This is a genomic window from Olleya sp. R77988, assembly GCF_044594215.1.
Lineage (GTDB): Bacteria > Bacteroidota > Bacteroidia > Flavobacteriales > Flavobacteriaceae > Olleya.
The window spans coordinates 2148000-2171161 of the sequence record NZ_CP138988.1 but is presented as its reverse complement, the minus strand read 5'-3'; the positions used below and the strand labels follow the sequence as shown (position 1 = coordinate 2171161).

At 30.1% G+C, this 23162-nt stretch carries 23 protein-coding genes and 1 tRNA gene; 12 read left to right on the top strand and 12 right to left on the bottom strand.

The features are described from left to right. The first annotated feature begins 1 nt into the window (after position 1). Positions 2-196, top strand: a complete 195-nt coding sequence (locus tag SJY17_RS09875; protein WP_397362392.1) for a hypothetical protein — start codon at positions 2-4, stop codon at positions 194-196. 135 nt (positions 197-331) lie between these two features. Further along, on the top strand, positions 332-565 hold the full coding sequence (locus tag SJY17_RS09870; RefSeq protein WP_397362391.1) for a putative signal transducing protein: 234 nt from the start codon (positions 332-334) through the stop codon (positions 563-565). 87 nt (positions 566-652) lie between these two features. Here the strand turns inward: SJY17_RS09870 and SJY17_RS09865 are convergent, their stop codons facing one another. Continuing rightward, complete coding sequence (locus SJY17_RS09865) at positions 653-2275, bottom strand: ABC-F family ATP-binding cassette domain-containing protein (protein ID WP_397362390.1); 1623 nt, start codon at positions 2273-2275, stop codon at positions 653-655. A 152-nt stretch (positions 2276-2427) separates the two neighbouring features. Here SJY17_RS09865 and SJY17_RS09860 point away from each other — a divergent pair, with 152 nt between their 5' ends. Beyond that, positions 2428-3855: a hypothetical protein gene (locus tag SJY17_RS09860; RefSeq protein WP_397362389.1), complete on the top strand. Its 1428-nt coding sequence runs from the start codon at positions 2428-2430 to the stop codon at positions 3853-3855. A 36-nt stretch (positions 3856-3891) separates the two neighbouring features. Next, complete coding sequence (locus tag SJY17_RS09855; RefSeq protein ID WP_397362388.1) at positions 3892-4434, top strand: DinB family protein; 543 nt, start codon at positions 3892-3894, stop codon at positions 4432-4434. Between the two features lie 80 nt (positions 4435-4514). Here the strand turns inward: SJY17_RS09855 and SJY17_RS09850 are convergent, their stop codons facing one another. From SJY17_RS09850 to SJY17_RS09835, 4 genes are all read right to left on the bottom strand, one after another. Then, positions 4515-4874, bottom strand: a complete 360-nt coding sequence (locus SJY17_RS09850; protein ID WP_397362387.1) for a heavy-metal-associated domain-containing protein — start codon at positions 4872-4874, stop codon at positions 4515-4517. Between the two features lie 36 nt (positions 4875-4910). Then, the gene (locus SJY17_RS09845; RefSeq protein ID WP_397362386.1) at positions 4911-7184 is read right to left on the bottom strand and encodes a TonB-dependent receptor domain-containing protein; all 2274 of its coding nucleotides are present in this window, start codon (positions 7182-7184) and stop codon (positions 4911-4913) included. Between the two features lie 2 nt (positions 7185-7186). Then, positions 7187-7918 carry a heavy-metal-associated domain-containing protein gene (locus SJY17_RS09840; RefSeq protein WP_397362385.1) on the bottom strand — a complete coding sequence of 244 codons (732 nt, stop codon included), beginning with the start codon at positions 7916-7918 and terminating at the stop codon, positions 7187-7189. Positions 7919-7988: 70 nt separating this feature from the next. Continuing rightward, the gene (locus SJY17_RS09835) at positions 7989-8414 is read right to left on the bottom strand and encodes an HYC_CC_PP family protein (protein WP_397362384.1); all 426 of its coding nucleotides are present in this window, start codon (positions 8412-8414) and stop codon (positions 7989-7991) included. 116 nt (positions 8415-8530) lie between these two features. Between SJY17_RS09835 and SJY17_RS09830 the strand changes: the two genes are divergently transcribed. The 7 genes from SJY17_RS09830 (at position 8531) to SJY17_RS09800 (ending at position 14907) form a co-directional block, all read left to right on the top strand. Then, complete coding sequence (locus tag SJY17_RS09830; RefSeq protein ID WP_397362383.1) at positions 8531-9322, top strand: DUF3108 domain-containing protein; 792 nt, start codon at positions 8531-8533, stop codon at positions 9320-9322. A gap of 6 nt (positions 9323-9328) precedes the next feature. Next, the gene (locus SJY17_RS09825; RefSeq protein ID WP_397362382.1) at positions 9329-9658 is read left to right on the top strand and encodes an FUSC family protein; all 330 of its coding nucleotides are present in this window, start codon (positions 9329-9331) and stop codon (positions 9656-9658) included. Positions 9659-9721: 63 nt separating this feature from the next. Then, the gene (locus SJY17_RS09820; protein ID WP_397362381.1) at positions 9722-10759 is read left to right on the top strand and encodes a M28 family peptidase; all 1038 of its coding nucleotides are present in this window, start codon (positions 9722-9724) and stop codon (positions 10757-10759) included. Between the two features lie 95 nt (positions 10760-10854). Further along, positions 10855-12420, top strand: coding sequence for a M28 family peptidase (locus SJY17_RS09815; protein ID WP_397362380.1), 1566 nt, complete (start codon positions 10855-10857; stop codon positions 12418-12420). 85 nt (positions 12421-12505) lie between these two features. Next, complete coding sequence (locus SJY17_RS09810; protein WP_397362379.1) at positions 12506-13030, top strand: hypothetical protein; 525 nt, start codon at positions 12506-12508, stop codon at positions 13028-13030. 148 nt (positions 13031-13178) lie between these two features. Next, positions 13179-14021, top strand: coding sequence for a hypothetical protein (locus tag SJY17_RS09805; protein ID WP_397362378.1), 843 nt, complete (start codon positions 13179-13181; stop codon positions 14019-14021). A 76-nt stretch (positions 14022-14097) separates the two neighbouring features. Further along, positions 14098-14907, top strand: a complete 810-nt coding sequence (locus SJY17_RS09800) for an alpha/beta hydrolase (protein ID WP_397362377.1) — start codon at positions 14098-14100, stop codon at positions 14905-14907. A 55-nt stretch (positions 14908-14962) separates the two neighbouring features. On the opposite strand, the gene SJY17_RS09795 is transcribed toward SJY17_RS09800, so the two are convergent. The 5 genes from SJY17_RS09795 to SJY17_RS09775 all read right to left on the bottom strand — a co-directional run bounded on the left by SJY17_RS09795 (position 14963) and on the right by SJY17_RS09775 (position 18171). Beyond that, a tRNA-His gene (locus SJY17_RS09795) sits at positions 14963-15038 on the bottom strand. A 75-nt stretch (positions 15039-15113) separates the two neighbouring features. Next, entirely contained in the window at positions 15114-15830 is a 717-nt protein-coding gene (bshB1, locus tag SJY17_RS09790; protein WP_397362376.1) for a bacillithiol biosynthesis deacetylase BshB1, read from the bottom strand. 4 nt (positions 15831-15834) lie between these two features. Beyond that, positions 15835-16728, bottom strand: coding sequence for a 23S rRNA (adenine(1618)-N(6))-methyltransferase RlmF (gene rlmF / locus SJY17_RS09785; RefSeq protein WP_397362375.1), 894 nt, complete (start codon positions 16726-16728; stop codon positions 15835-15837). 46 nt (positions 16729-16774) lie between these two features. Then, entirely contained in the window at positions 16775-17929 is a 1155-nt protein-coding gene (locus SJY17_RS09780; protein WP_397362374.1) for a trans-sulfuration enzyme family protein, read from the bottom strand. 83 nt (positions 17930-18012) lie between these two features. After that, on the bottom strand, positions 18013-18171 hold the full coding sequence (locus SJY17_RS09775) for a hypothetical protein (protein WP_397362373.1): 159 nt from the start codon (positions 18169-18171) through the stop codon (positions 18013-18015). 325 nt (positions 18172-18496) lie between these two features. Between SJY17_RS09775 and SJY17_RS09770 the strand changes: the two genes are divergently transcribed. Further along, positions 18497-19327, top strand: a complete 831-nt coding sequence (locus SJY17_RS09770; RefSeq protein WP_397362372.1) for a hypothetical protein — start codon at positions 18497-18499, stop codon at positions 19325-19327. Positions 19328-19434: 107 nt separating this feature from the next. Here SJY17_RS09770 and ccsA read toward each other — a convergent pair whose 3' ends face one another. Together ccsA and SJY17_RS09760 are read right to left on the bottom strand one after the other, a co-directional pair. Continuing rightward, positions 19435-22656 (bottom strand): cytochrome c biogenesis protein CcsA, encoded by a 3222-nt coding sequence (gene ccsA, locus SJY17_RS09765; protein WP_397362371.1) that lies wholly within the window; start codon positions 22654-22656, stop codon positions 19435-19437. Between the two features lie 85 nt (positions 22657-22741). Then, positions 22742-23152 carry a group III truncated hemoglobin gene (locus tag SJY17_RS09760; protein ID WP_397362370.1) on the bottom strand — a complete coding sequence of 137 codons (411 nt, stop codon included), beginning with the start codon at positions 23150-23152 and terminating at the stop codon, positions 22742-22744. Positions 23153-23162 lie beyond the last annotated feature (10 nt).

Genomic DNA, 23162 nt, shown 5'->3' with positions numbered 1-23162 from the left:
TATGGAATCACTTAGAAAAAACAAAAACTGGAATTTAATAACAGGTCTTCTACTAACCCTTTTTGGAAGTTATAGATTATATCAACATTTTTCTGGAGCTACAAGCCTAAACACACTTAGATTAGTGTTGTCCTTTGCTTTTGTTGGTTATGGCCTTTTTGGTTTGTATCAATATTTTCAGAATAAAGATCAATAAATAGTACAACAAAAAAAGCCTTCAAATTTTGAAGGCTTTTTTATTATAACATCTTTTATCGTTTGTTTAACATAACCATAACTAGTAAATAATTTAAATTTTGTATCTTTAAGAGAGTCCTTAAATTATTAAGTTATGGAAACAGATTATATAAAAATATTTGAAGGTAACTTTATTATCGTTCAACTTGTAAAAACGCGTTTAGAAGATATTGGTATTAACCCAATTATTAAAGATCAAAACGAATCTGGTCGTTTAGGCGGTTTTGTACACGATATTCCCAGAATCCCTGAAGTTTTTGTGCATGAGTCTGAGGTCAAAAAAGCTATGCAGATAGTTAACAATATACGTAATGCAACTGAAGCATAGCAATAACACTTCTCAACTTATTTACAAATAAAAAAGCTCTAAAAAATAAAAATTTTAGAGCTTTTTTATGTTAATTACTTACAAAATTTATACTGTATACATCTTGTCTCGTAATTCCTTTATTTTTTTGTCTTGCATATAATCGTCAAACGTAGTATATCTATCAATAACACCTGTTGGTGTTAACTCCACCACTCTATTAGCAACCGTTTGTGCAAACTCATGATCATGCGTTGTAAACAAAATAGTCCCTTTAAAGTTTTTAAGCGAGTTATTAAACGCTGTAATACTTTCTAAATCCAAGTGGTTTGTTGGCTCATCTAATTGTAATACGTTTGCTCTAGTCATCATCATTCTAGATAACATACAACGCACTTTTTCTCCTCCAGATAATACATTACATTTTTTAAGCGCTTCTTCTCCACTAAAAATCATTTTACCTAAAAAGCCTCTAATATTAACTTCTTCACGTTCTTCTTCTGTCTGAGCCCATTGACGTAGCCAATCCACAAGATTCATATCACTACTTTCAAAAAACTTACTATTATCTAATGGTAAGTAAGATTGTGTAGTTGTAACTCCCCAATAAAATTTACCTGCTTCGGCTTTTAAGTTATTATTTAAAACCTCATAAAAAGCAGTAGTTGCTCTAGAGTCTCTAGAAAACACAACTACTTTATCTCCTTTTTGAAGATTTAAATCTATATTTTTAAATAATACTTCACCATCTAAAGCGTATGATAAACCTTCAACATTTAGTATTTGATCTCCAGCTTCTCTATCACGATCAAAAATAATTGCTGGATAACGACGACTAGTACGTCTAATATCTTCAATATTAAGTTTGTCAATCATCTTTTTTCTACTTGTTGCTTGCTTACTTTTTGCAACGTTTGCAGAAAAACGACGGATAAACTCTTCTAATTCTTTCTTTTTCTCTTCAGCTTTTTTGTTTTGCTGTGCATGTTGTCTAGCTGCTAATTGAGACGATTCATACCAAAACGTATAGTTTCCAGAAAAATGGTTGATTTTTCCAAAATCAATATCACTAATATGCGTACATACTGCATCTAAAAAGTGTCTATCATGAGAGACTACAATTACACAATTATCATAATTAGCTAAAAAGTTTTCTAACCAAGAAATGGTTTCGTAATCCAAATCATTGGTAGGCTCATCCATAATTAATACATCTGGACTTCCAAAAAGTGCTTGTGCTAATAATACACGTACTTTTTGTTTACCATCTAAATCTGCCATTAAGGTGTAATGATGCTCTTCTTTTATACCTAAATTAGATAACATTGCTGCAGCATCACTATCTGCATTCCAACCATTCATTTCTTCAAATTGCACTTGAAGCTCTCCTATTTTTTCTGCATTTTCGTCTGTATAATCTGCGTATAAAGCATCAATTTCAGACTTAATTTTATACAAAGGTTTGTTTCCTTTTAAAATAGTATCTAATACAGTGTCTTCGTCATGTTTGTTGTGATCTTGCGTCAACACAGACATACGTTTTCCAGATTCTAAATGCACTTGACCAGATGTTGGTTCTTGCTGTCCAGAAATAATTTTTAAAAACGTAGATTTTCCAGCTCCATTTGCTCCAATAATCCCATAACAATTCCCATTATTAAAGGTTGTACTTACTTCGTCAAAAAGGACGCGCTTACCGAATTGGACTGATAAATTTGATACAGATAACATGTCTTAAATTTTAATTTGTGCAAAAGTAGAAAATTAAGCCGAAAAACAAGGTATACATTGCATTATAAAAGTTTTAACAACGCCTTAACATGAGAACTCTTTTGCAAAACATATTTTTGTTTGACTAACAAATTGCCCTTAGTAGTTAATATATGTATTTAAAACCCTTATTTTATATTATATTTTGCTCTAGCCTTATATTTTCTTGTAACGAAAATAAAAGCTTAGTAAAAGAAAACACTGCTTTTTTTGGAGGCGAAATTATTAATCCAAGTAGCAAGTTTATCATTATATATAAATCGTCTAACATTATAGATACTGTGTATTTAGATGCAAGTAACCGATTTAAATATATTTTTAAAAATTTTGAAGCTGGTTTATATAATTTTTATGATGGAAAAGAATCTCAATCTTTTTTAATACAACCCAAGGATAGTATTATGATACGCGTCAATACTTTGGAGTTTGACGAATCTTTGGTCTTTAATGGAATTGGTGAAAAAGAAAACAATTATTTAATTGATTTATTTCTTGAAACTGAAAAACAAGAACAGGAAGCCTTAAAAATTAGCCAATTAGACCCAAAGTCTTTTGAAGAAAAATTATCAAACATTAGAAATAAAAAACTAGGAAAACTGAACCTGTTTTCTAAAAAAAATACTACCTCTACTCTATTTAACACCTTTGCAAAAGCAAACATAAATTACAATTATTATTATAGTAAAGAGGCTTATCCTTTTATTAACTATAGTAAAAGTGAACATGAAATTTTTAAGAGTCTACCAGCAGACTTTTTTGATTTTAGAAACGAGATAGACTATAACAATACAACTTTAAAGGACTATAGGCCATATGTATCCTTTTTAAGGTTTCACTTTAACAACATTGCTTTACAAGAACATTTTAAACATTCTAAAGACAGTAATTACAATAACAAATCTTTAGATTACAATCTTGATAAGTTAACTTTAATAGATCAAAAAGTTACAGATACATTTATTAAAAACCGTTTACTAAATTATAATATGGTTAAGTTTATTAACGCATCTTGTAATGTTGACGACTTTGATACACTTTTAAAATCTTTTACAGAAAAAAGCACAAATACTAAACAGAAAAACAAAGTTATTAAGATTGTAAACTCTTATAAACGTTTAAAACCTGGACAAGTTATCCCAAAAATATTAGTAGTAGATAAAAATGAAAAAGTAAGACATTTAAAACATATTATAAAAAAACCTTCTATTATATACTTTTGGGATGCAAAAGATAGATACCATTTAAAGGTGTCTCATGAACGTGCAAAAGATATACAAAACAAATATCCAGAATTAGATGTAATTGCTATTTGTATTAATACTATTGAAAGCAGAGATCAAGCAGAAGTTTTGCAACGTAATAGACTACCATATTTTAATGAGTATCATTTTAAAAATGCAGAAGAAGCTATTGAGTTACTATCTATAAAGCCTGTAAACAAAGTGTTTATAGTGGACAGACATGCTAAAATAGTTAACCCAAAAGCAAACATGTTTGATATTGCTATTGAGAACGAATTATTAGGGTTACTTAATAAGTAATAGATAATTTTATATCTATAAAATCAAATCTCTGATATGAAAAACATAGTTGTTCTAATAACTTTTTTACTACTTACCTCTATTACATCTCCTCTATTTGCGCAACAAGATAAATTTATTGAAGATTATTTAGAGCGATTGGAAAACTCGCGTAACTATTTAATCCTTGTAGCAAATACAATGCCTGAGGATAAATATGACTATAAAGCAACTCCAGAGTCAATGACCTTTGCCGAAAATTTTATGCATATTGGCTTTGCAATGAATTGGCATAGCCAATCATTGTTAGGTGATCGAGAAACTATAGATTGGAAAAACGACACTATTTATAAGGTTGCTAATAAAACAAAAAAAGAAATGATTGCAACCATTGATAAAACATTTGATGACACCATCAAATTAATTAATCAATTTGACACTACACAACTTGATGATAAGCTAGATTATTTTGGTTTAAATAGGACAAAACGACAAATTTTATTTTTACTTACAGACCATATAACACACCATAGAGGACAAATGCTAGTCTATTTAAGACTAAATGGACTTGTACCACCTAGATATGTTTTGTTTCAATAAAATAAAAAATCTCAGATCTATTTTTGATCTAAGATTTTAAAACTTTTCTATTTTTAGATAACACCTAAAAAGAAGACTATCTATTCTTCTTTTTTATGATCATCAATAACATCTTCGTCTCTGTACTTACAACACCCATGAATACCATCATATGCTTCATCTGAAGCCTTAATTTCTTTAGTATCGTGTCCAACTGCTGCAATATTAGATTCTATTGTTTTTAAGTCTGTTTTGTTTTCGTCAAAAATTAGTTTTAACTCATGTGTTTCTATACTCCAAACAGCACTTTTAACTCCTTTTGTTTTAAAACACGCTTTTTCAATTCTGGATTTACACATTCCACAAACACCATCAACTTCTAAACTTGCTCTTTTGTTTTTTTCTTGTGCAAAAGTGATACTTGTTGCCATCATTAATAATACTAATACTAGTTTTTTCATAATTAAGATTTTATTTATTTCCGCTTAAGCGAAAAATTATTTGTTTTGTTTTAGTTTATATCGTAATCCTGCATAATACATGCTTCCAAAAATTGGACCATACACAAAGTTTGTATCAAAACTTGAGCCAAAAGGGTTGTCTGCACTAACTATTGGGTTGTTTTGTCTAACATTTGTTATGTTTTCTCCTCCTAAATATACTTCAAATTTTGGAGAAAACACTTTTGTAATTTGCCCATTAAGTGTACCAATTGACTTAGAATAGTCATCTACTCTATATTGAGTTGGGTTATTTAATGTTGATGGGAAGCGTTGCTCACTCAACCAATTATAAGTTAAATCAAATTTCCAGTTAGTATTGTTTTTAATAGGAGTTTCATAAGATGTATTAGCAAAAAACCTGTGCTTTGGCATTAATGGTTTAACTAATTTTCCAGAGGTGTATTGTGTTTTAACATCGTAAAACTTATAAGCTGTACGTAAATCAAAATTTCCGAATACATTATAATTTAATTCGGCTTGAAAACTATTGGCATAACTATCTCCTTCTAAATTATAAAAATTAACTTCTTGTGCATTTTCTAAATCTACAACTACTTGATTTTTAAAATTTGTACGATAAAAATCTAAAGTCACATCTGCTTTCTGTCCAAAAAGATTAAACCCTTGCAAGTAAGATACACCATAGTTCCAGGCAATTTCTGGATCTAATCCATAAATATTCCCATTGGTATTTAGGATTGAGACGTTTCGAGAGGAAGCAAACAGATTCTGGTTTTCGGCAAAGATGTTTGCACTACGTTTTCCGCGTCCAATGGATGCTCTAAAAGCAGATTTACTCCAAGGTGAATAACGCATATGTAATCTTGGTGTTATAAACTGACCCAACAAATTATGTGTATCTACACGCAATCCAGCAGTTAATGTTAGCTTATTTAAATTGTCATAAGAATACTCGAAAAAACCACCAAAAGAGCGCTCTGTCCTTGCCCAATCCTGACCTATTGCAAACTCGCTATAATCATCATAAGTATAATTAAGACCTGTTTTTATTTTATGTCTAGAATCGTCGATAATAGAATTGTAAATAATGTTAGAATAGATACTTGTATGCTCAATGTCATATTGATTTAAACCAAAATAAGAATCCTGAATATGATTACTAAAAGCAAACTGAACACCTAAACTCTGCCAAGGGATTTCTGGATTTACATATCCTAATTTTGCAGACAACTCATAACGTTCAGTATCTATTTGACTTCCCCAAGCTTGGTTTTGGTTTATCGCATCAATAGCATTTAAAGCGTCCGGATTAAACGTGTCTGGATTAAAATTAACTTGACCAGATTGTTTTTGATCATTTAAATAGCGTAAATTAATAAAACTTACAACTCCTTTTTCTGGATTTGTATACTGCCAACGGTTCATAACGTTAACTTGATTGTATAATGGCATGTCCAAAAATCCATCGTCATTAACATCATGCTTTTGCTGATGTGTATTACCATGTAAGTACAAACCTGTACTCCATTTATCGGTTACTTTAGTATTAAAATGTGTGTTTAACTCCAATCGTTCATTACTAGCTCCATAAACATTAAAGTAAAACTGATTATCTGTTGTAGGCTTAACTAACTCTGCATTAATCTGTCCTGCAATACTCTCAAAACCATTAACCACACTACCTGCTCCTTTGGTAATTTGGATGCTTTCTACCCAAGTCCCTGGAATAAAACTTAACCCATAAGCCTGTGAAGCACCTCTAATAGACGGAATGTTTTCTGTAGCTATTAAAATATATGGACTAGACAAGCCTAACATTTTTATTTGTTTGGTTCCAGTAACAGCATCGCTAAAATTAACATCAATTGATGGATTAGTTTCAAAACTTTCCGACAGGTTACAACAAGCTGCCTTTAACAACTCATCACTACTTACAAATAATGTGTTTTCTGCCTTTAAGTACGACTTTGCAGTTGCTTTTTTTCTGGAGTTTACTATAACTTCGTCTAAATCATTAGTTGGCTTTAAATAATGTTTAATTGCAGTTGGACTATTAACTGTAATAGTATCTGTTTTATAACCAACATAACTAATAACTAACTGGTTATTATCGTCTACAAATGGTATTGAGAACTGCCCATTAATATCTGTAGATGTACCAACACTTGTGTCTAACCAAATAAGATTAGCACCAAATAATGGTAATTGTTTTGTGTCCTGACTTGCGTCATAAACGATTCCGTTTAAATTGCTCTGAGCAACTAATAACATTGGAAAAAAGCTAAGTATAATAAGTAACTTTTTCATAATTAATTAACGGTTTTAATTAACATCCAAATAGCCATAACTAGCATTATAGAGTTTTCTATAAACGTGGCTTTAGTCATTGGCAACTTAAGAGCTGTACCTAAACAAGCACATTGTATTGCTTTTTTATTTAGTAAAGTTTTTGTTACACCAATGGTTGTAACACCTAAAATAATGATAGTAGCTATTAATGCTAATGGTATTTGTACACGCATTAAAAACAAAATTCCTAAGGCTAATTCTATAAAAGGATAAATTAGTCCATAGCCAGGAATAACTTTTGCTAAAGGATCGTACATTTTAAAACTTTTAGGAAAACCTTTTAAATCCAACAGTTTAAAAAAGCTAAAAACAATGTAAAATAATCCCATAAAATCTAACATAAAATTAGACGTATTCCATGGTTTATAATTTATAAGTATAGCAGCAACTGTAATATATCCAAAAATTAAAAACAAAGGAAACAACTGTTGTAAGTCGCTTTTCTCTTCTTTACTTATTGAAGTAGATGCAAATACATTTTGTGTTTTTTGCTGTTCTATAATAGTGAATTTACTAGGTAAAGCCTCTTGTAATTTTTGTAAAGCTATAGATTGAGAAAAGGTTAAAGTTGCTTCTGCATTTTCTAAATCTACAGTAACTTGTGTAATGCCTTTCAAAGGTTGCAAAGCTTTTTCAACGGAAGCTTTACATCCATTACAGGTCATACCTGTAATTGTATATTTATGTATCATTGAAATTTATAATTTAATAAAAATTAATTTTTAAGTCATTCCGTTTAAGCGGAAACTAAAAACTATGGTATCAAATTATATAAACGTCGTGAAGGGTTTGGTAGTCTATAATCAAGTTTGGTGGCAAATAATTTTTATGCGGAATAATTTGTTTTGGCAAACTTTGATATAACTGGAAGTAAGTGTAAACAAAAGAAGTGATTAGATATTGTGTGTTAACATCTAAACCTTCAGTAGTTTTTACATTTAATTGGTCTTGACCTTTAACAACCTCTATAATATCTTTACAACAAGGTTTTGTTTTTACAATAACACCATCAACGACTGCTTCTGCACCACACTTTTTAGCTTTAGTAAACACAGCTTTATCTACTAAATGGTCGCCACAATAATGGCTCTCTATAGTAAAAGACAATGTTGAAAACAACACGACTAATGCCATAAGCACAGAAAAACATTTATGTAAAATTACTTTTATCACATTACAAAAATACATAATAGTTAGCATTGTATAGCTTAATTATTAAATGATTAACACAATTTGATTTAATGAAACAATATTTCGGCACAATTAATGTTAAGTTATATCTTTGACATTTAAACACCAATCTGATGAAAATTAAATTAACTCTATTTATAACTATTTTAAGTCTAAGTCTGACTTTTGGACAAGACAATAAAGCATTTAAGGCAGGAGAAAAACTAACCTTTTCTGCATCTTATAATATGTCTGGTATTTTAACAGATATTGCGGAAGTTAAAATGGAAACAAGCGAAACCAAAACAAGTACTTCTACTCTATTACGTTTAAAATGTACCGCAACAACATATAGCGATTTTGATAGTTTTTTTAAAATTAGAGATTTATACGAAAGCTACGTCAACCCAAAAACTATAACTCCTTATTTATATAATAGAGAAATTAACGAAGGTGGTTATTACAAAAAAGTTAAATATAAGTACAACCACAAAAAAAACTTGGTAAATAGCTTAATTAGAAAGAAAACCAAAAACAATAAAAGTGGTTTTTGGGATCAAAAAAAGAATGTAAAAATTAATTATGGTACAAGAGATATAGTCTCTACCATTTATAAAATTAGAACTTTAGACATCCATAAAGCGCCAATTGGAGCATCTGATACTTTTACTGTTTTATTTGATAATAAAGAGACTAAATTTAGTTTTAAATTATTAGCTAAAGAAACTATAAACACCGTTTTTGGTAAAAAAGAATGCTTTAAACTAGCTATATCTGTACCAGGAAATAATGTTTTAAAAGGTAGCAATAGTAATGTGTTGTGGCTAACTGCAGATGCTAACAAAATTCCTGTATTTGCTAAATTTAAAATAGCTGTTGGAAGTGGAGAGTTAAAATTAAAATCTGCAACTGGATTAAAAAACTAATATAACATGAGAAAAGCAAGTATTATTTTAGGGCTTATTTTTGCTGTTCTAGCAGTGATTTTAGCAGTATTACCATTTTATAAATTAGCATTTATTCCTGCAATTTTAGCCTTTATATTTGGGTTGATTGCTTTTTTAAAATCTAAAAAAGAAGGACAATCCACACATATTATTCAGGTCATTTTTCTAATAACAATCATAACTCTTGGATTAGCTACTTACAAAGCTATATATAAAGTGTCTGAAGTAGGAGATACAAAAGAGTTAGAATTAAGAGAGGATACACTAGAAGAAGAATCTATTGACGATTTAGAAGGTATAATAATTCCTGACTAGCTTATATCATTAGGTCAAAACGTATAGTTTCTATATCTTTGACTGATAATTTTTTAAGTTAAAATGAAAACCTTTTTTATCCTTTCTGCATTAGCATTAGTAGGCTCTTGTTCTCAAACAAAATACAGTACTAAAATTGAAAATTTAGAAGCTAGTATTACTGTACAATCTCAAGAAACAGTAGCTAAATATGCAAACACCATTACTTCAGGAGCTTTAAAAAACAATTTATATCATTTTGCTTCAAAAGAATTTAGAGGTAGACAAGTTGGTACAGAAGGTCAGAAAAAAGCAGCACAATTTTTAATAGATTTTTATAAAGAAGAAGGGTTTTTGCCAGCAGGAAAAGACTCTACGTTTACCCAAATTATTCCAAAAGATTTTTTACCAGAAAAATTTAACGCATCAGAAAACGTTGTTGCCTATATTAAAGGAAGTGACTATCCTGACGAAACCCTAATTATTTCTGGTCATTTTGACCATTTAGGAGTAGAAAATGCTGAGCTTTTTTTTGGTGCTGATGACAATGGTTCTGGTACTGTTGCTATTATGGAAATTGCCCAAGCCTTTAAAACTGCAGAACGTAACGGAATTAGACCAAAAAGAAGCATTTTATTTTTGCACTTAACAGCAGAAGAAATTGGATTGCAAGGATCTTTATTTTACACTAACAACCCACTATTTTCTTTAGATAAAACCATAGCAAATCTAAATATAGATATGATTGGTCGTGTGGATGATAGACATAAAAACAATCCAGATTATTTGTATTTAATTGGTGCAGATCGTATTAGTAAAGAGCTTCATATCATTTCTGATAAGGTTAACCAAAGTTCAACAAAACTAGAGTTAGATTACAGGTATAATGCAGAAGATGATCCTAATCATTACTATTCAAGATCAGACCATTACAACTTTGCAAGACACGATATTCCTGTTATCTTTTATTTTAATGGAGAGCATCCAGATTACCACAAACCAACAGATACAGCAGATAAAATTAATTATCCATTATTAGAAAAACGTTCTAAATTAATATTTTCTACAGCTTGGTATTTAGCAAATATGGAAGGTAAACTTATTAGAAACGTAGACATTTAATTATTATCACTTTCTGTATTAAAATCAACCTAATAAGTGCTTAAACTTATTTTTTCTTGTATTTTTGAAAGTATAACTATTTAAATCGTTTTTAAATGAAATCTATATTTTCAATAGCCACTTTAAGTCTATTATTAGTAGCATGTGGTAGCTCTCAAAAAGGAAACAAAACTAATACAAAGGATGCAGACCCAAGTGTTTATGCACAAACCATAACTCAACAAGATCTAAAAACCGCACTTTACACCTACGCTTCGGATGAGTTTGAAGGTAGAGAAACTGGAGAAGAAGGTCAGAAAAAAGCAGTTAACTTTATAAAAGAACACTACATAAAGTATGGTGTACCAGCAGCAAAAAAGGACGGAAACTACTTCCAAAACGTACCTTTAGAAAAACAATCCAAACCAGATGTAGCTTTAAATATTAATGGAAAAACTTTAAAAAATCTAGAAGACTTTGTGTCTATTAACCCAATGGAAACTAGCCAATTAAAAGCTACAGACATTGTTAATTTAGGATACGGAATTGAAGACGATAAGTTTTCTAGCTACACTAATGCTCCAGATATTAAAGGAAAAGTGGTGTTTTTTATGACAGGAGAGCCTAAAAACCAAGATGGTACTTATGTTATTTCTGGAACAAAAAAAGAGTCTAAATGGTCTAAATTTAGACAAGAATTTGCTTTAAAACGTGACATAGCAAAAAAGAAAGGCGCAAAAGCAGTATTATATTATAACCCACAAGTATTTGCTATGGCTGCAATACGTTATGGTGGATCTAGTGGAAGAATGAGTTTAGTTGGTAATGACAAAAACATGTTTTTCTTTTTAGTCAATACAGAAACTGTAAAAGCTATTTTTAATAAAGATATTACCAATTTTGATTCTGCATTTAAAGCAGAATCAGTAAAAACTAATTTTGATTTAGACTTTACAAATAACTCTAAATCCTTATCGTCAGAAAATGTTGCAGCAATCATAAAAGGAACCGAAAAACCTGAGGAATACATAATTTTATCTGCACACTTAGACCACGAAGGTGTTAAAAACGGAGAAGTATATAATGGAGCAGATGATGATGGTTCTGGTACAGTTGCATTAATTGAAATTGCAGAAGCGTTTGCAAAAGCAAAAAAAGCTGGTCATGGTCCAAAACGCTCTATCGTGTTTTTAAACGTAACAGGAGAAGAAAAAGGATTACTTGGTAGCAGACACTATACAGATAACGATCCAATACTACCTCTAGCAAATACTGTTGCTAATTTAAATATAGATATGATAGGTCGTACAGACCCAAAACGTAAAGAAGGTAACCGTAATTACATCTACTTAATTGGTAGTGATAAATTAAGCACAGAATTACACAATATATCAGAAGAGGTTAATAGTAAATACGCAAATGTAGAATTAGATTATACTTATAATGATGATAATGATCCAAACCGTTTTTACTACAGATCAGACCATTATAACTTTGCAAAAAACAATATTCCAGTTATTTTTTACTTTAACGGAACCCATGACGATTACCACCAACCTTCTGACACACCAGATAAAATTGAATACGATTTGTTAGAAAACAGAACCAGACTAGTCTTTTATACAGCTTGGGAATTAGCTAATCGTGACCAAAGAATTGTAGTGGACAAAAAAGAGGAATAGAAAGTACACTTATCTAGACCTATTTACAGAATATCAGGAATAAAAGTAATGATATAACTAGTTGTAGCCAATTTGAACAAAACAAATGAAAAGAACTTTCTTAATCTTTATTATACTGATTTTTTCTTACTCGTGTAAAAATCAATCTGAAAAAAAATTAGAATCGGAACCAATAACAAAAATTGACTCTACAGAAATTGAATCAGTTAAAAAATTCGAATTAAGCGGAACAACAATTTTACCTTCAACAATTAATCAACAGATTGCAAAAGGTTATGGTCTTTACCTTAAATCTGTCAAAATCACTGAATGTGATAATGAATCAGAACCCACAGGAATTGAAGAAGTTATTGAAATAATAGAAACTGATAGTACTTTAATAATTAAGACCAAAATTAATGGTAATTGTTGCCACGATTTCTTGTGTGACATAAATATAATTAACGACAATACAATTAATTTAATTCACCATGGATATGGAGAATCTTACTGTTCATGCAATTGTTGTTTTGGTTTGACTTATGAATTTTCTACTATGAGAATTGATAATTATCAAAAAATAAAGTTTGTAATGATTAATGGTAAAAAAAATACACTGAAAGAAAAATAAACTAGCCACAACAACTTGTATAGTCAATTGCTTGGTTGGTTTGTTTGCACTCGGAAATTCCTACGGAATTTCCTCTGGTTCGTTTCATTTTTCTAAATTAGTTACTTAATCAAGCAACTAACCATACACAAATACGTTACCACAAATATTGAAATACAATAATAAAATAATAAAGTTTAGTCCTAATTCGAAATTTAAAGATTCGAATGTTTACCGATTATCTGAATTAAAACCAGCTGGAACAAAGCTGATTTTAGAACCAAAAACAGAATTAATTGAACTCTTAAAACTAACTTTATTTGACTTGACATTAAAGCAAGTTTTAATAATAAAGAAAAGTTTAAAAAGGTCTCATCCAAGAGACCCACATTTAAGAGAATATGTAATAGTAGAAACTGGTAAAAATTACACAAAGTACAAACCAAATAAGTTTGAGGAATATTTTACAGAAAAAATCGATGAAGACAGTTATTTTCAGCTAAAAGCATATTTGAGAGCTATATTTAAAGAAATTCCATCTGAATACAAACATAAAAAAGAAATTGTTCGTGATTTACACATCAAAGACCTTTTCAAAAGTGATTTAATTTCAAGTATTTTCTCTTGGCTTAAGACCAATCCAAAAGGGAATAAACTAAAAAAGGATATTTCGGAATATTTAAATGAAGTAGATGAAAATATTGGCAATTTAATTGAAAAAGATCCTGACAAAGCATTAGAATTAATTTTGTTTCTTCAAGGGAATATTTTCTTGCTAAAAAACTTAAAATTTGAGCTTTTAGAACAGTTGAAATTAATTTCAACTGTGCGTTCGAATAACGATGATGAATACTATGACGACTGGTTTTGGATTGATTTTATGTATGATTCTGATTTATCAATTTCTGACTTAATGTCTGATATATCTGAAATGTTTGATTCTATTGATGATTATTTTGACTTTGACAGCGGAGGAGATTGGGATGGAGACTATGATTTTGATTTCGACTAAAAACAATATTGCTTATTTTTATTACAATCATTTTTTATAAATAAAAATTTAACAATCTGACAAACCTCTTAAACTAATGAAAAACACATACTACTTAATACTATTGTCTTTATTTGTTTTTGCATGTAATAACAAAACGCAGCCCATAGACCCTACACCAAAACACGATAGCTTTAAAATAGAGTCCAAACAAGTCAATGAGACAAGAGTTATTACTGTTTGGACGCCTCCTTCTTATAATAATAGCGACAGTTCTTTTCCTGTTTTATATATGCCTGATGGTGGAATAAAAGAAGATTTTCCGCATATTGCAAATACTATAGCTAAGCTTGTTAAAGAAAAAAGCATTCCTCCAATTATTTTAGTTGGTATTGAAAACACAAACAGAAGAAGAGATTTATCTGGTGCATCAACAGTAAAAGAAGATGAAGAGTATTGTCCATTAACAGATGGAGCAACAAATTTTAGAAACTTTATCACTCAAGAATTGTTTATTGAAATAAACAAAAAATATAGGGTTACAAATAAAAAAGGAATCATTGGAGAGTCATTAGCTGGTCTTTTTGTTATGGAAACCTTTTTGCAACATCCAAATTATTTTGACTTTTATATTGCAATGGATCCATCATTATGGTGGAATGATCATTACCTAACTAAAAATGCAAATTCGCTTTTAAAAAATCGTCCAAATAAAAACACTAAGCTTTGGTTTGCAGGATCTAGTGCAGAAGATATTTCCATACATACTAACACACTAGCAAAAACCTTAGAAGTAAATACGTCTAGACAATTAACTTGGAAGTATTCTGATGAGCCTAATGAAAAGCATAATACCATTTTTAGAGCCACTAAAGAAAAGGCTTTAAAATGGAGCTTAAATAATTAAACAAAATACAATACACAAAAAAAGCTTCTCTTATTCAGAGAAGCTTTTTGCTTTTGGGTGGAAGACCGGGTTCGAACCGGCGACTTTCGGTACCACAAACCGACGCTCTAACCAGCTGAGCTACAACCACCATTTGTGCGCATTTAATAATGCGTGTGCAAAGGTAAATTATTTAGTAGTTATTGCAAACGTTTTTATTAAAATTTTTATTTTAAATCAAATAAACTGTTTACTGTTACGTAACGTTCTACAGTAAAGCCTTCTGCAAATTCTACGTTTACCAATCTACCTAAATCTTTAGCTCTATATTTTACACTATCTGTAAAATTTTTACTTGATATTGGTGTTTCTGGCGCTTTACTATTAGGGTCAAAAAATTGGGTTTTGTATGCTAATACACTTTTCATCTTAACATCCATATAACCTGTAATATCAACTACAAAATCTGGTTCTATGTTTTTCCATTGAATATAATGATAGACTTGCTTTGGTCTCCATTGTTTTTGAGAGACTCCATCTAATTGGGTTTCAATTTTAATTAAACCGCTTAAAAAGCAAGCATCACTAACTAATTGACTTCCTTTTCCATGATCTATATGTCTATCATCAATAGCGTTACATAACACTATTTCTGGTTGATACTTACGTATCATTTTAATTACTTCTAATTGATGTTGCTTATCGTTTATAAAAAAACCATCCGCAAACCCTAGATTTTCTCTATTAGTAACTCCTAATATATTTTTAGCATCTTCAGCTTCGGTTTTACGTGTGTGTTCTGTACCACGTGTCCCTAATTCTCCTTTTGTTAGATCTACAATTACAACCGTTTTTCCTTTAGCAATTTCTTTAGCCAAAGTACCTCCTGCTCCTAACTCTACATCATCAGGATGCGCGCCAAATGCTAATATATCTACTTTCATTGTATTAATTATTATTCCAATCTTGCTTTTGTTGTTCTGTTAAAAATGTCCAAGCAACAATTCTACTTTTCTTATTTCCAATATCCATACCAATAGTCAATACTGCTGTAGCGCCTAGTTTTCTGAGAGATTGATTAATAGTCTTAATGTTATCTTTATTAGAGACTAAACTTGTATACCAAAAACTTTGTGTTTTTAGTAAAGAGCTTTCATATAAATACGTGTGCAAAAACGCTTTCTCTCCTCCTTTATACCATAGCTCATGTGCTTGTCCTGCAAAATTTCTAACCATTTCATCAGTAGGCTGTCCAAGACCTTTTAGTTTTCTTTGAGTGGCTTGATGTGCATCTGCTTCATTTTTAAAAAATGGAGGATTACACATAGTTACAGTTACTTTATCTGTGTCTTTTAAAACATCTGTAAGTACATGTGTTGCATCTGATTGTTTTATCAGTTTAATCTTGTCTTGAAGATTGTTTTGATCTACAATATTTTGCGCTATTTCTAATGCATCATCATTACTATCTACGCCTATAAAATTCCAATCGTATGCTGCACTTCCTAATAAAGGATAAATACAATTTGCTCCTGTACCAACATCTAAAACTGTAATATCTTCTGTAAGTTTAGAACGTTGTAATAAATCTGAAATATGATGAATATAATCTACACGCCCAGGAATTGGTGGACATAAAAAATGATCTGGAAACTCCCAGAAATTAATATCATAATGTAATTTTAACAATGCTGCGTTTAAAGCTTTAACTGCTTTTGGATTAGCAAAATCAATGGTTTTTTTATTATTTGCATTAGTAAAAATAAAAGGCTCTAAATTTGGATAAGCTTCAGCAAGCAAATCAAAATTATAATCTTCTACATGTTTGTTTTTTTTGTGCATCGTTAATTATTAGAAAATTTGTAAATGTATTGTTTAAGTTAGTTATTTAATTTTTAATTGTTGCTATAGATTGAATAATGTCATTTTTTAAATCTTTGACTGCTTCTATTCCAACCGAAAAACGTATCAATCCATCAGTTACACCAATATCTTTACGTTGTTCTGGTGTTAATAACGCATGGGATGTTTGTGCTGGAGACAAAATAGTGCTTTCAATTCCTGCTAAACTCATCGACGCTTTTATTAATTTTAATTGTTTCATAAATTGATTAGAGTCAATATTATCTATCAACTCAAAAGATAGCATTGCTCCAAAACCTTTCATTTGAGATTTTGCTAATTTATAATCTGGATGCGTTTTCAAACCTGGATAATACACTTGCTTAACAAACGGTTGCTTATCCAACCATTTAGCCATTTTTGCAGCATTTTTGGTTTGAGCTTTTACACGTAATCCCATGGTTTTCATGCTACGTTCTAGCATCCAAACGGTAAAATCGCTTAAGCTACCACCATAATTTTTTGATACATTCCAAATTTTATCCATTAGTACTTCTGGACCAGCAACTGCTCCTGCACAAATGTCTGAATGCCCTCCAAAATATTTTGTAGCAGAATGCATCACTAAATCTATTCCAAAATCTATTGGGTTTTGATTTACTGGACTTGCAAAAGTATTATCAATACTAGTCACTATATTATTTAGCTTTCCTAAATTAGCTACAGCCTTAATGTCTGTAATTGTTAATAATGGATTTGAAGGAGATTCTATATGTATTAGTTTTGTATTAGACTGAATCGCTGTTTCAAAATCTTCAAGTTTACATCCATTAGTAAAGGTGAATTCTATATTTAATTTTGGAAATTCTTCTCTTATAAAATTAGTTGTTCCTCCATATTGAGAGTTTTGCACAACGATATGATCTCCAGATTTTAAAAACGCAAGAAACATATGACTTATAGCTGCCATACCAGAACCAAATATCATAGCAGTTTCTGTATGCTCTAAAGCTGCTATTTTTTTTGATAAATAGTCTTGATTTGGTGTATTAAAATATCTTGGATAACGTTTTACATCTACATCTATGAATTGATATGAGGATGATAAATATATTGGAGAAATCGCGCCTTTAAATTGCTCATCTGGAACTTCCCCAACATGAGCACAAATAGTGTTTAAACCTAATTTTTTTGATTTCATTTAAAAAAAAATACTATAAGCTACTAAATTAATCATTTACAAAAGATGTAGCTATAATAATTAATGTTTTAACGTATAAAAAACTAAATATCTTCTTTTTGGGCTTTTGAAACCTTTACAATCTCCTTTAAACGTTGTTTTCTTAACAACTCTTCTTTTTTCTTTTTATTTAGCTTTTTAGCCATTAATTTAGAGTGTTTAGCTTTGTTTTTTGTGTTTTTTTGTCCTTTAGGTTTTGGCATAGCATTAAGTATAAGAGTAACTAAATTCTTATTAAACAATTCCACTTACAGTCATTATTATATATGTTTTGTTTTAATATCTACAGTTTTTAATTATAATGCAATTTAATATTTTAAAAAGTTATTGAATTATTAATTATAAACAAATCCTAAAAACAATAGAATAGTATTTAATCCGATTAATTTACATTTAATCGATTATTTTAACGATATTCACAACAAAAATAGCGTTTCATCGAAAATATATGCTTTTAATAGTTAAGTTTCAATATTGCACATATATTTGCCTAAGAAATTAACCGTTTAACCGATAAACCCCTTAGACATGAAAAAAACTACCCTACTTTTATTACTATTTACTTTTTGTAATTCAATTTTTGCTAGCTCATTAAATAACACAGTAAATAAAAGTTCTGCTTCTGCAATAAATGAAATAAAAATCATTAGGTTAGAATATACTGCTCCAAGTGGTGCATCTAGAGAATTAATCTTAGGATTTACATCAGACGGTTCTGCAACAGATGGAGTTGATTATGGATTTGACGCAACTGTTAGCTCTCCTTTTACAAATGATTTAAACTGGTTAATCGAAGATAACAGATACGTTATACAAGGTGTTGGCGATTTTCAAGAGACTAGCCAATACTTATTTGGGTTGTACAGTGAAGCAAGTGGAGAAGCTAAAATTGAAGTAACAAGTTTAGAAAATTTTACAGACCCTATAAATGTCTATATCTACGATGCTTTATTAAATACTTATACTAATATAACTGACACAGCATACACCAATACTATTGACGCAGGTAACTATACAGATAGATTTTATATTGCTTTTAACGAACCTGCTCAAGATACAGTTGAAAACGTTGAGGAAGATTATGCTGATGAAATTTTAAATAATAACAAGAAATTAAAAATTAGCTATAATCAAGGTTTAAATGAGTTAACAATCAAATTAAAAAACCAAAAGAACAAGAAAAATAAGAACAAGATTAAAAAGGTTGAAATCTATGATGTTAATCAAAACCTTTTACAAAGCATAGAGAATATTAATAAGAAGAAAACTACTATCCAGTTAAACACAGATGAGAACCATTTGATATTAGTTATATATACTAAAAAGAAGACATTTGTAAAGCAAGTATATCTAAATTAACATCAATTTAAAAAGATAATTCTTTAAATATTAAGGATTACATTTAATTTTATTACACACAAAAAACGCACTATTTAGTGCGTTTTTTTATCTATAAAATATGTCTTTTACTTTTTATAATGCTTTACATATTGCTTGAAAGAAAAGAAACCTAAAATAGCGACTCCAATAAGAGTTCCAATAATAAATTTAAAACTTACTATTTGATCTCCACTAGCATAACTATGTAATCCAGATAAGTAAAAGTTAACTCCAAAATAAGTCATTATTATACTTCCAAAAGTTATAATTGACATTAAGTTAAAAAACCAACGTCCACGTAATCCTGGAACCAAACGCATATGTATTACAAATGCATATAACATAATACTAATTAATGCCCAAGTTTCTTTTGGGTCCCAACCCCAATATCTTCCCCAACTTTCATTTGCCCATTGTCCTCCTAAAAAGTTACCAATAGTTAACATAACTAAACCTACAGTTAAAGCCATTTCATTAATAATAGTCAGTTCTTTTATATTAAGATCCATTTTTACTTTGTTATCCTTATTAGTTAAGATCATTAAAACTAAAGTAACTAAACCTAATATCATCCCTAGTGTAAAAGGTCCATAACTTGCTACAATTACTGCAACATGTATCATTAACCAATAACTATTTAATACTGGTTGTAAGTTAGCAATTGCTGGATCCATCCAGTTCCAATGTGCAATCATTAATATCATTGCAGTTACAAAAGCGGTTGATGCTAAAGTTAAATCGCTTTTACGTCCAAATGCTAAACCAAAAAACATTGTAGCCCAAGCTACGTATATCATAGACTCATAAGCATCACTCCAAGGTGCATGTCCAGAAATATACCAACGCGCTATTAATCCTAAAGTATGAATTATAAATAACCCAAGAATAATAAATTTAAACACCGTTACAGCTGTGTTTAACCTCTTGTTTGTTGATTTAAAAATTTGCCAAATTAAAAGCACAAACAACAATGATCCTGCATACATGTACCAGCTAAACAGCTTTTTAAATACATCGTACCTATTGTATAAAACCTCAGCATTTATCTTGTCTTCACTTAACATGACCTCTGCTCCTACTTTAGCTTGAGAGGTTTTAAAAGCTTTTAAAAGCTTCTCTGCTTTAGTGTAATCTCCAGTTTTTTTGGCCTCGTTTAAAGTGTATAAATACCAATCAAACCCAGAACCTATAAAACTTCCATAAGTTGTGTCATTTATTTTCTGGTTATATCCTTCATTTTTATATTCAAAAGAAGAAATCCAAGTATTGTTTTCGTCCTCTGGAACTGGAAAAATCTTAAGCGATCGTCCTTCAATAGCATTACTTAATAAGTTTATGCGTTGATTAGTTTCCATAAATTCTTTCTGGATTCCAGTTTGAGATTTTACAGCAGACGCCTCCTCTAAGTAAGGATCTAATTTATATTTAAAATCGTCTGTAAAAAAATCTAATAGCTTTGCAAACTCTTGCTCTTTAGGAATACCAATAACATTTCTAATAGAGTCCGATTTTTTAGGTTTTAAATATATAATTGGCACATTATACCACAACATTGGGCTTTCTTGAATGCTTAAAAAGACTTGATTTGCAGTCATCCCTTCATAATCCTCGTGCTTTGTAAGTTTACGTAATAGTTCTGACGCATAAGTATCTATTGGCATCATACGTCCATCCAAATCTTGGATAACTAATCGTCCAAATTTATCTGCATGCGCTTTTGGTGCAACATTAGATTTTAAAACAGAATCTATCTGAAATTTTGTAGGGACTTTTCGTTCTGTTTGTACTAATTTTTGATGGCCATGTCCATCGTTTTCTGTATGCTGTTCTTGTTGAGCAAAACCACTAAGACTAAAAAACAAGACTAAAACAGTCAATAGTTTAGCTTTTTTATCTTTAATTTTTTCTAACCCATTTTGCAAGTCTCTAAAGCGTGTATGGTTAGCAAACAGAATAGCCATCATACCAAAATACAGTAAAAAATAACCTATATATGTTACCCAAGTTCCCCAAAAATCATGATTTACAGACAGAATTGTTCCTTTTAAATCTTTATCAAAATCGGCTTGAAAAAAACGATATCCTCTATGGTCCAATATATTATTCATATAAATATGAAAATCAAAATCGCCTTGTTCCTTATCAATAACAGTTACTTTGCTTTCGTAAGACGAATAATTTTTTTCTGTTCCAGGATATTTTTCGGCTATAAAATCGTTTAATTTTACTTCAAAAGGCAGCTCCATAACTTTAGAGCCATATTTTAAAGCTATATCTAAACCTCCAACTTTTATTTGTTTAAAACGGTTATTAGACCATTGGCTTCCCAATAGTTTCACTACTTTGGTTTCTCCATTTGCAGTCACGTTAAGTACTACAGCATTTTCGTCTTGTTTTAAAAGTTTCGATTTTTTTACAACATCAAATTTTCCTTTAATTACTGGTTTTGGAATAACCAATTGCATATCTCCAATAACATATCTAGATCGTAACATTAAAGGCTGTAAGCTGTCTTTTATTAGCTTACCTTCTGTCATGGTTGCCATCTGCAGGTATTCGCCATCAAATGGCGACTCTATCATTAACCCTTTATCTGTTGTAGTAATATTTACTGCTCCTTTTGTAGGTTTATCTAAAGCTATTAAAAGGTTATGCATATTCTCTACAGTACCTTGCTTTAAAAAGTGATTATGTGAACCATTACCTCTAGCTTCGACTATTTTAAGGTAATTTTCTCCATTTTCATCAGGTACAATATCTTGTTCTGCTCCCAGAAAAAAATCGGTTAATTCAAAATGTACAGGAGTATTATTGTAATTAGCTGTATAATCAAAACTGTTAGTCATTCTTCCAGAAAAATCGACTTCTTCATCAAATGGTAACCGTTGCGGAACTCCGTCTATTTTATAGTCTCCATCAATGTAAGCTGTTATATATGTTTTTTGAGTTAAGAAAGCACTTTCGGTTTCGCCTTCTCTTATAGCAATCATACCTTCAAAGCTATAATAACGTGTAATACCAGCTCCTACAATAATTAAAATAAAAGCTAAATGCAATGTTAGGGTTGCCCATTTTTCTTTACGTAATAGTCTAAATCTAAAAATATTACCAACAAAATTGATAACAAAAAACACCAGAATGGCTTCAAACCACCAAGCATTATAAATCATGTTTCTGGTATAAGGTGTTGGAGAAGTATCCATATTTCTGTCCAGTATGGTACCTGTAGCCATCGCTACAGCAAATACGATAAATAAAACAGAAGTTAAACGTGTAGAAAATAAGATTTTGGCAATTTTATTCTGCATAATAATAGGCCTTTTTTAGCTGGCGCAAAGATACTACATTTTGTTTGTTTAGGTTTAAACTAAAACATCAAATCTTATGTTAAAATTACTTGTTTTTATTCTGCCTGGCTTCAAAGATTTTTAAGTACATAAAAGTTCCCATTTTTCTAGCTCTTCGCTTTGCGTTATCAGCAATATCACCTTCAAAATACTCATCAATTGTTGCGTACCATAAATTTAACCAGATACCAAAGTGTTTTTCAGTAATACTATTATTAAAAGCTGCATCCACTTTTTCATGCGCTTCCAAAGGATTACCAACATACTTTTTGTCTAATTTTTTACCAATAAACAAACTGGTTTCCCAAAAGGTAGTTAAATGATCTAGATGACTTTCCCAATCTTTAATAGTTTCATTAAAAATAGGACCTAACAACTTATCTGCTCTTACTTTAATGTAAAATTCATTAACTAAAAGCTGTACATCTTCTCTGTTTGAAATTTGTTTTCTTCCCATTAATACAAAG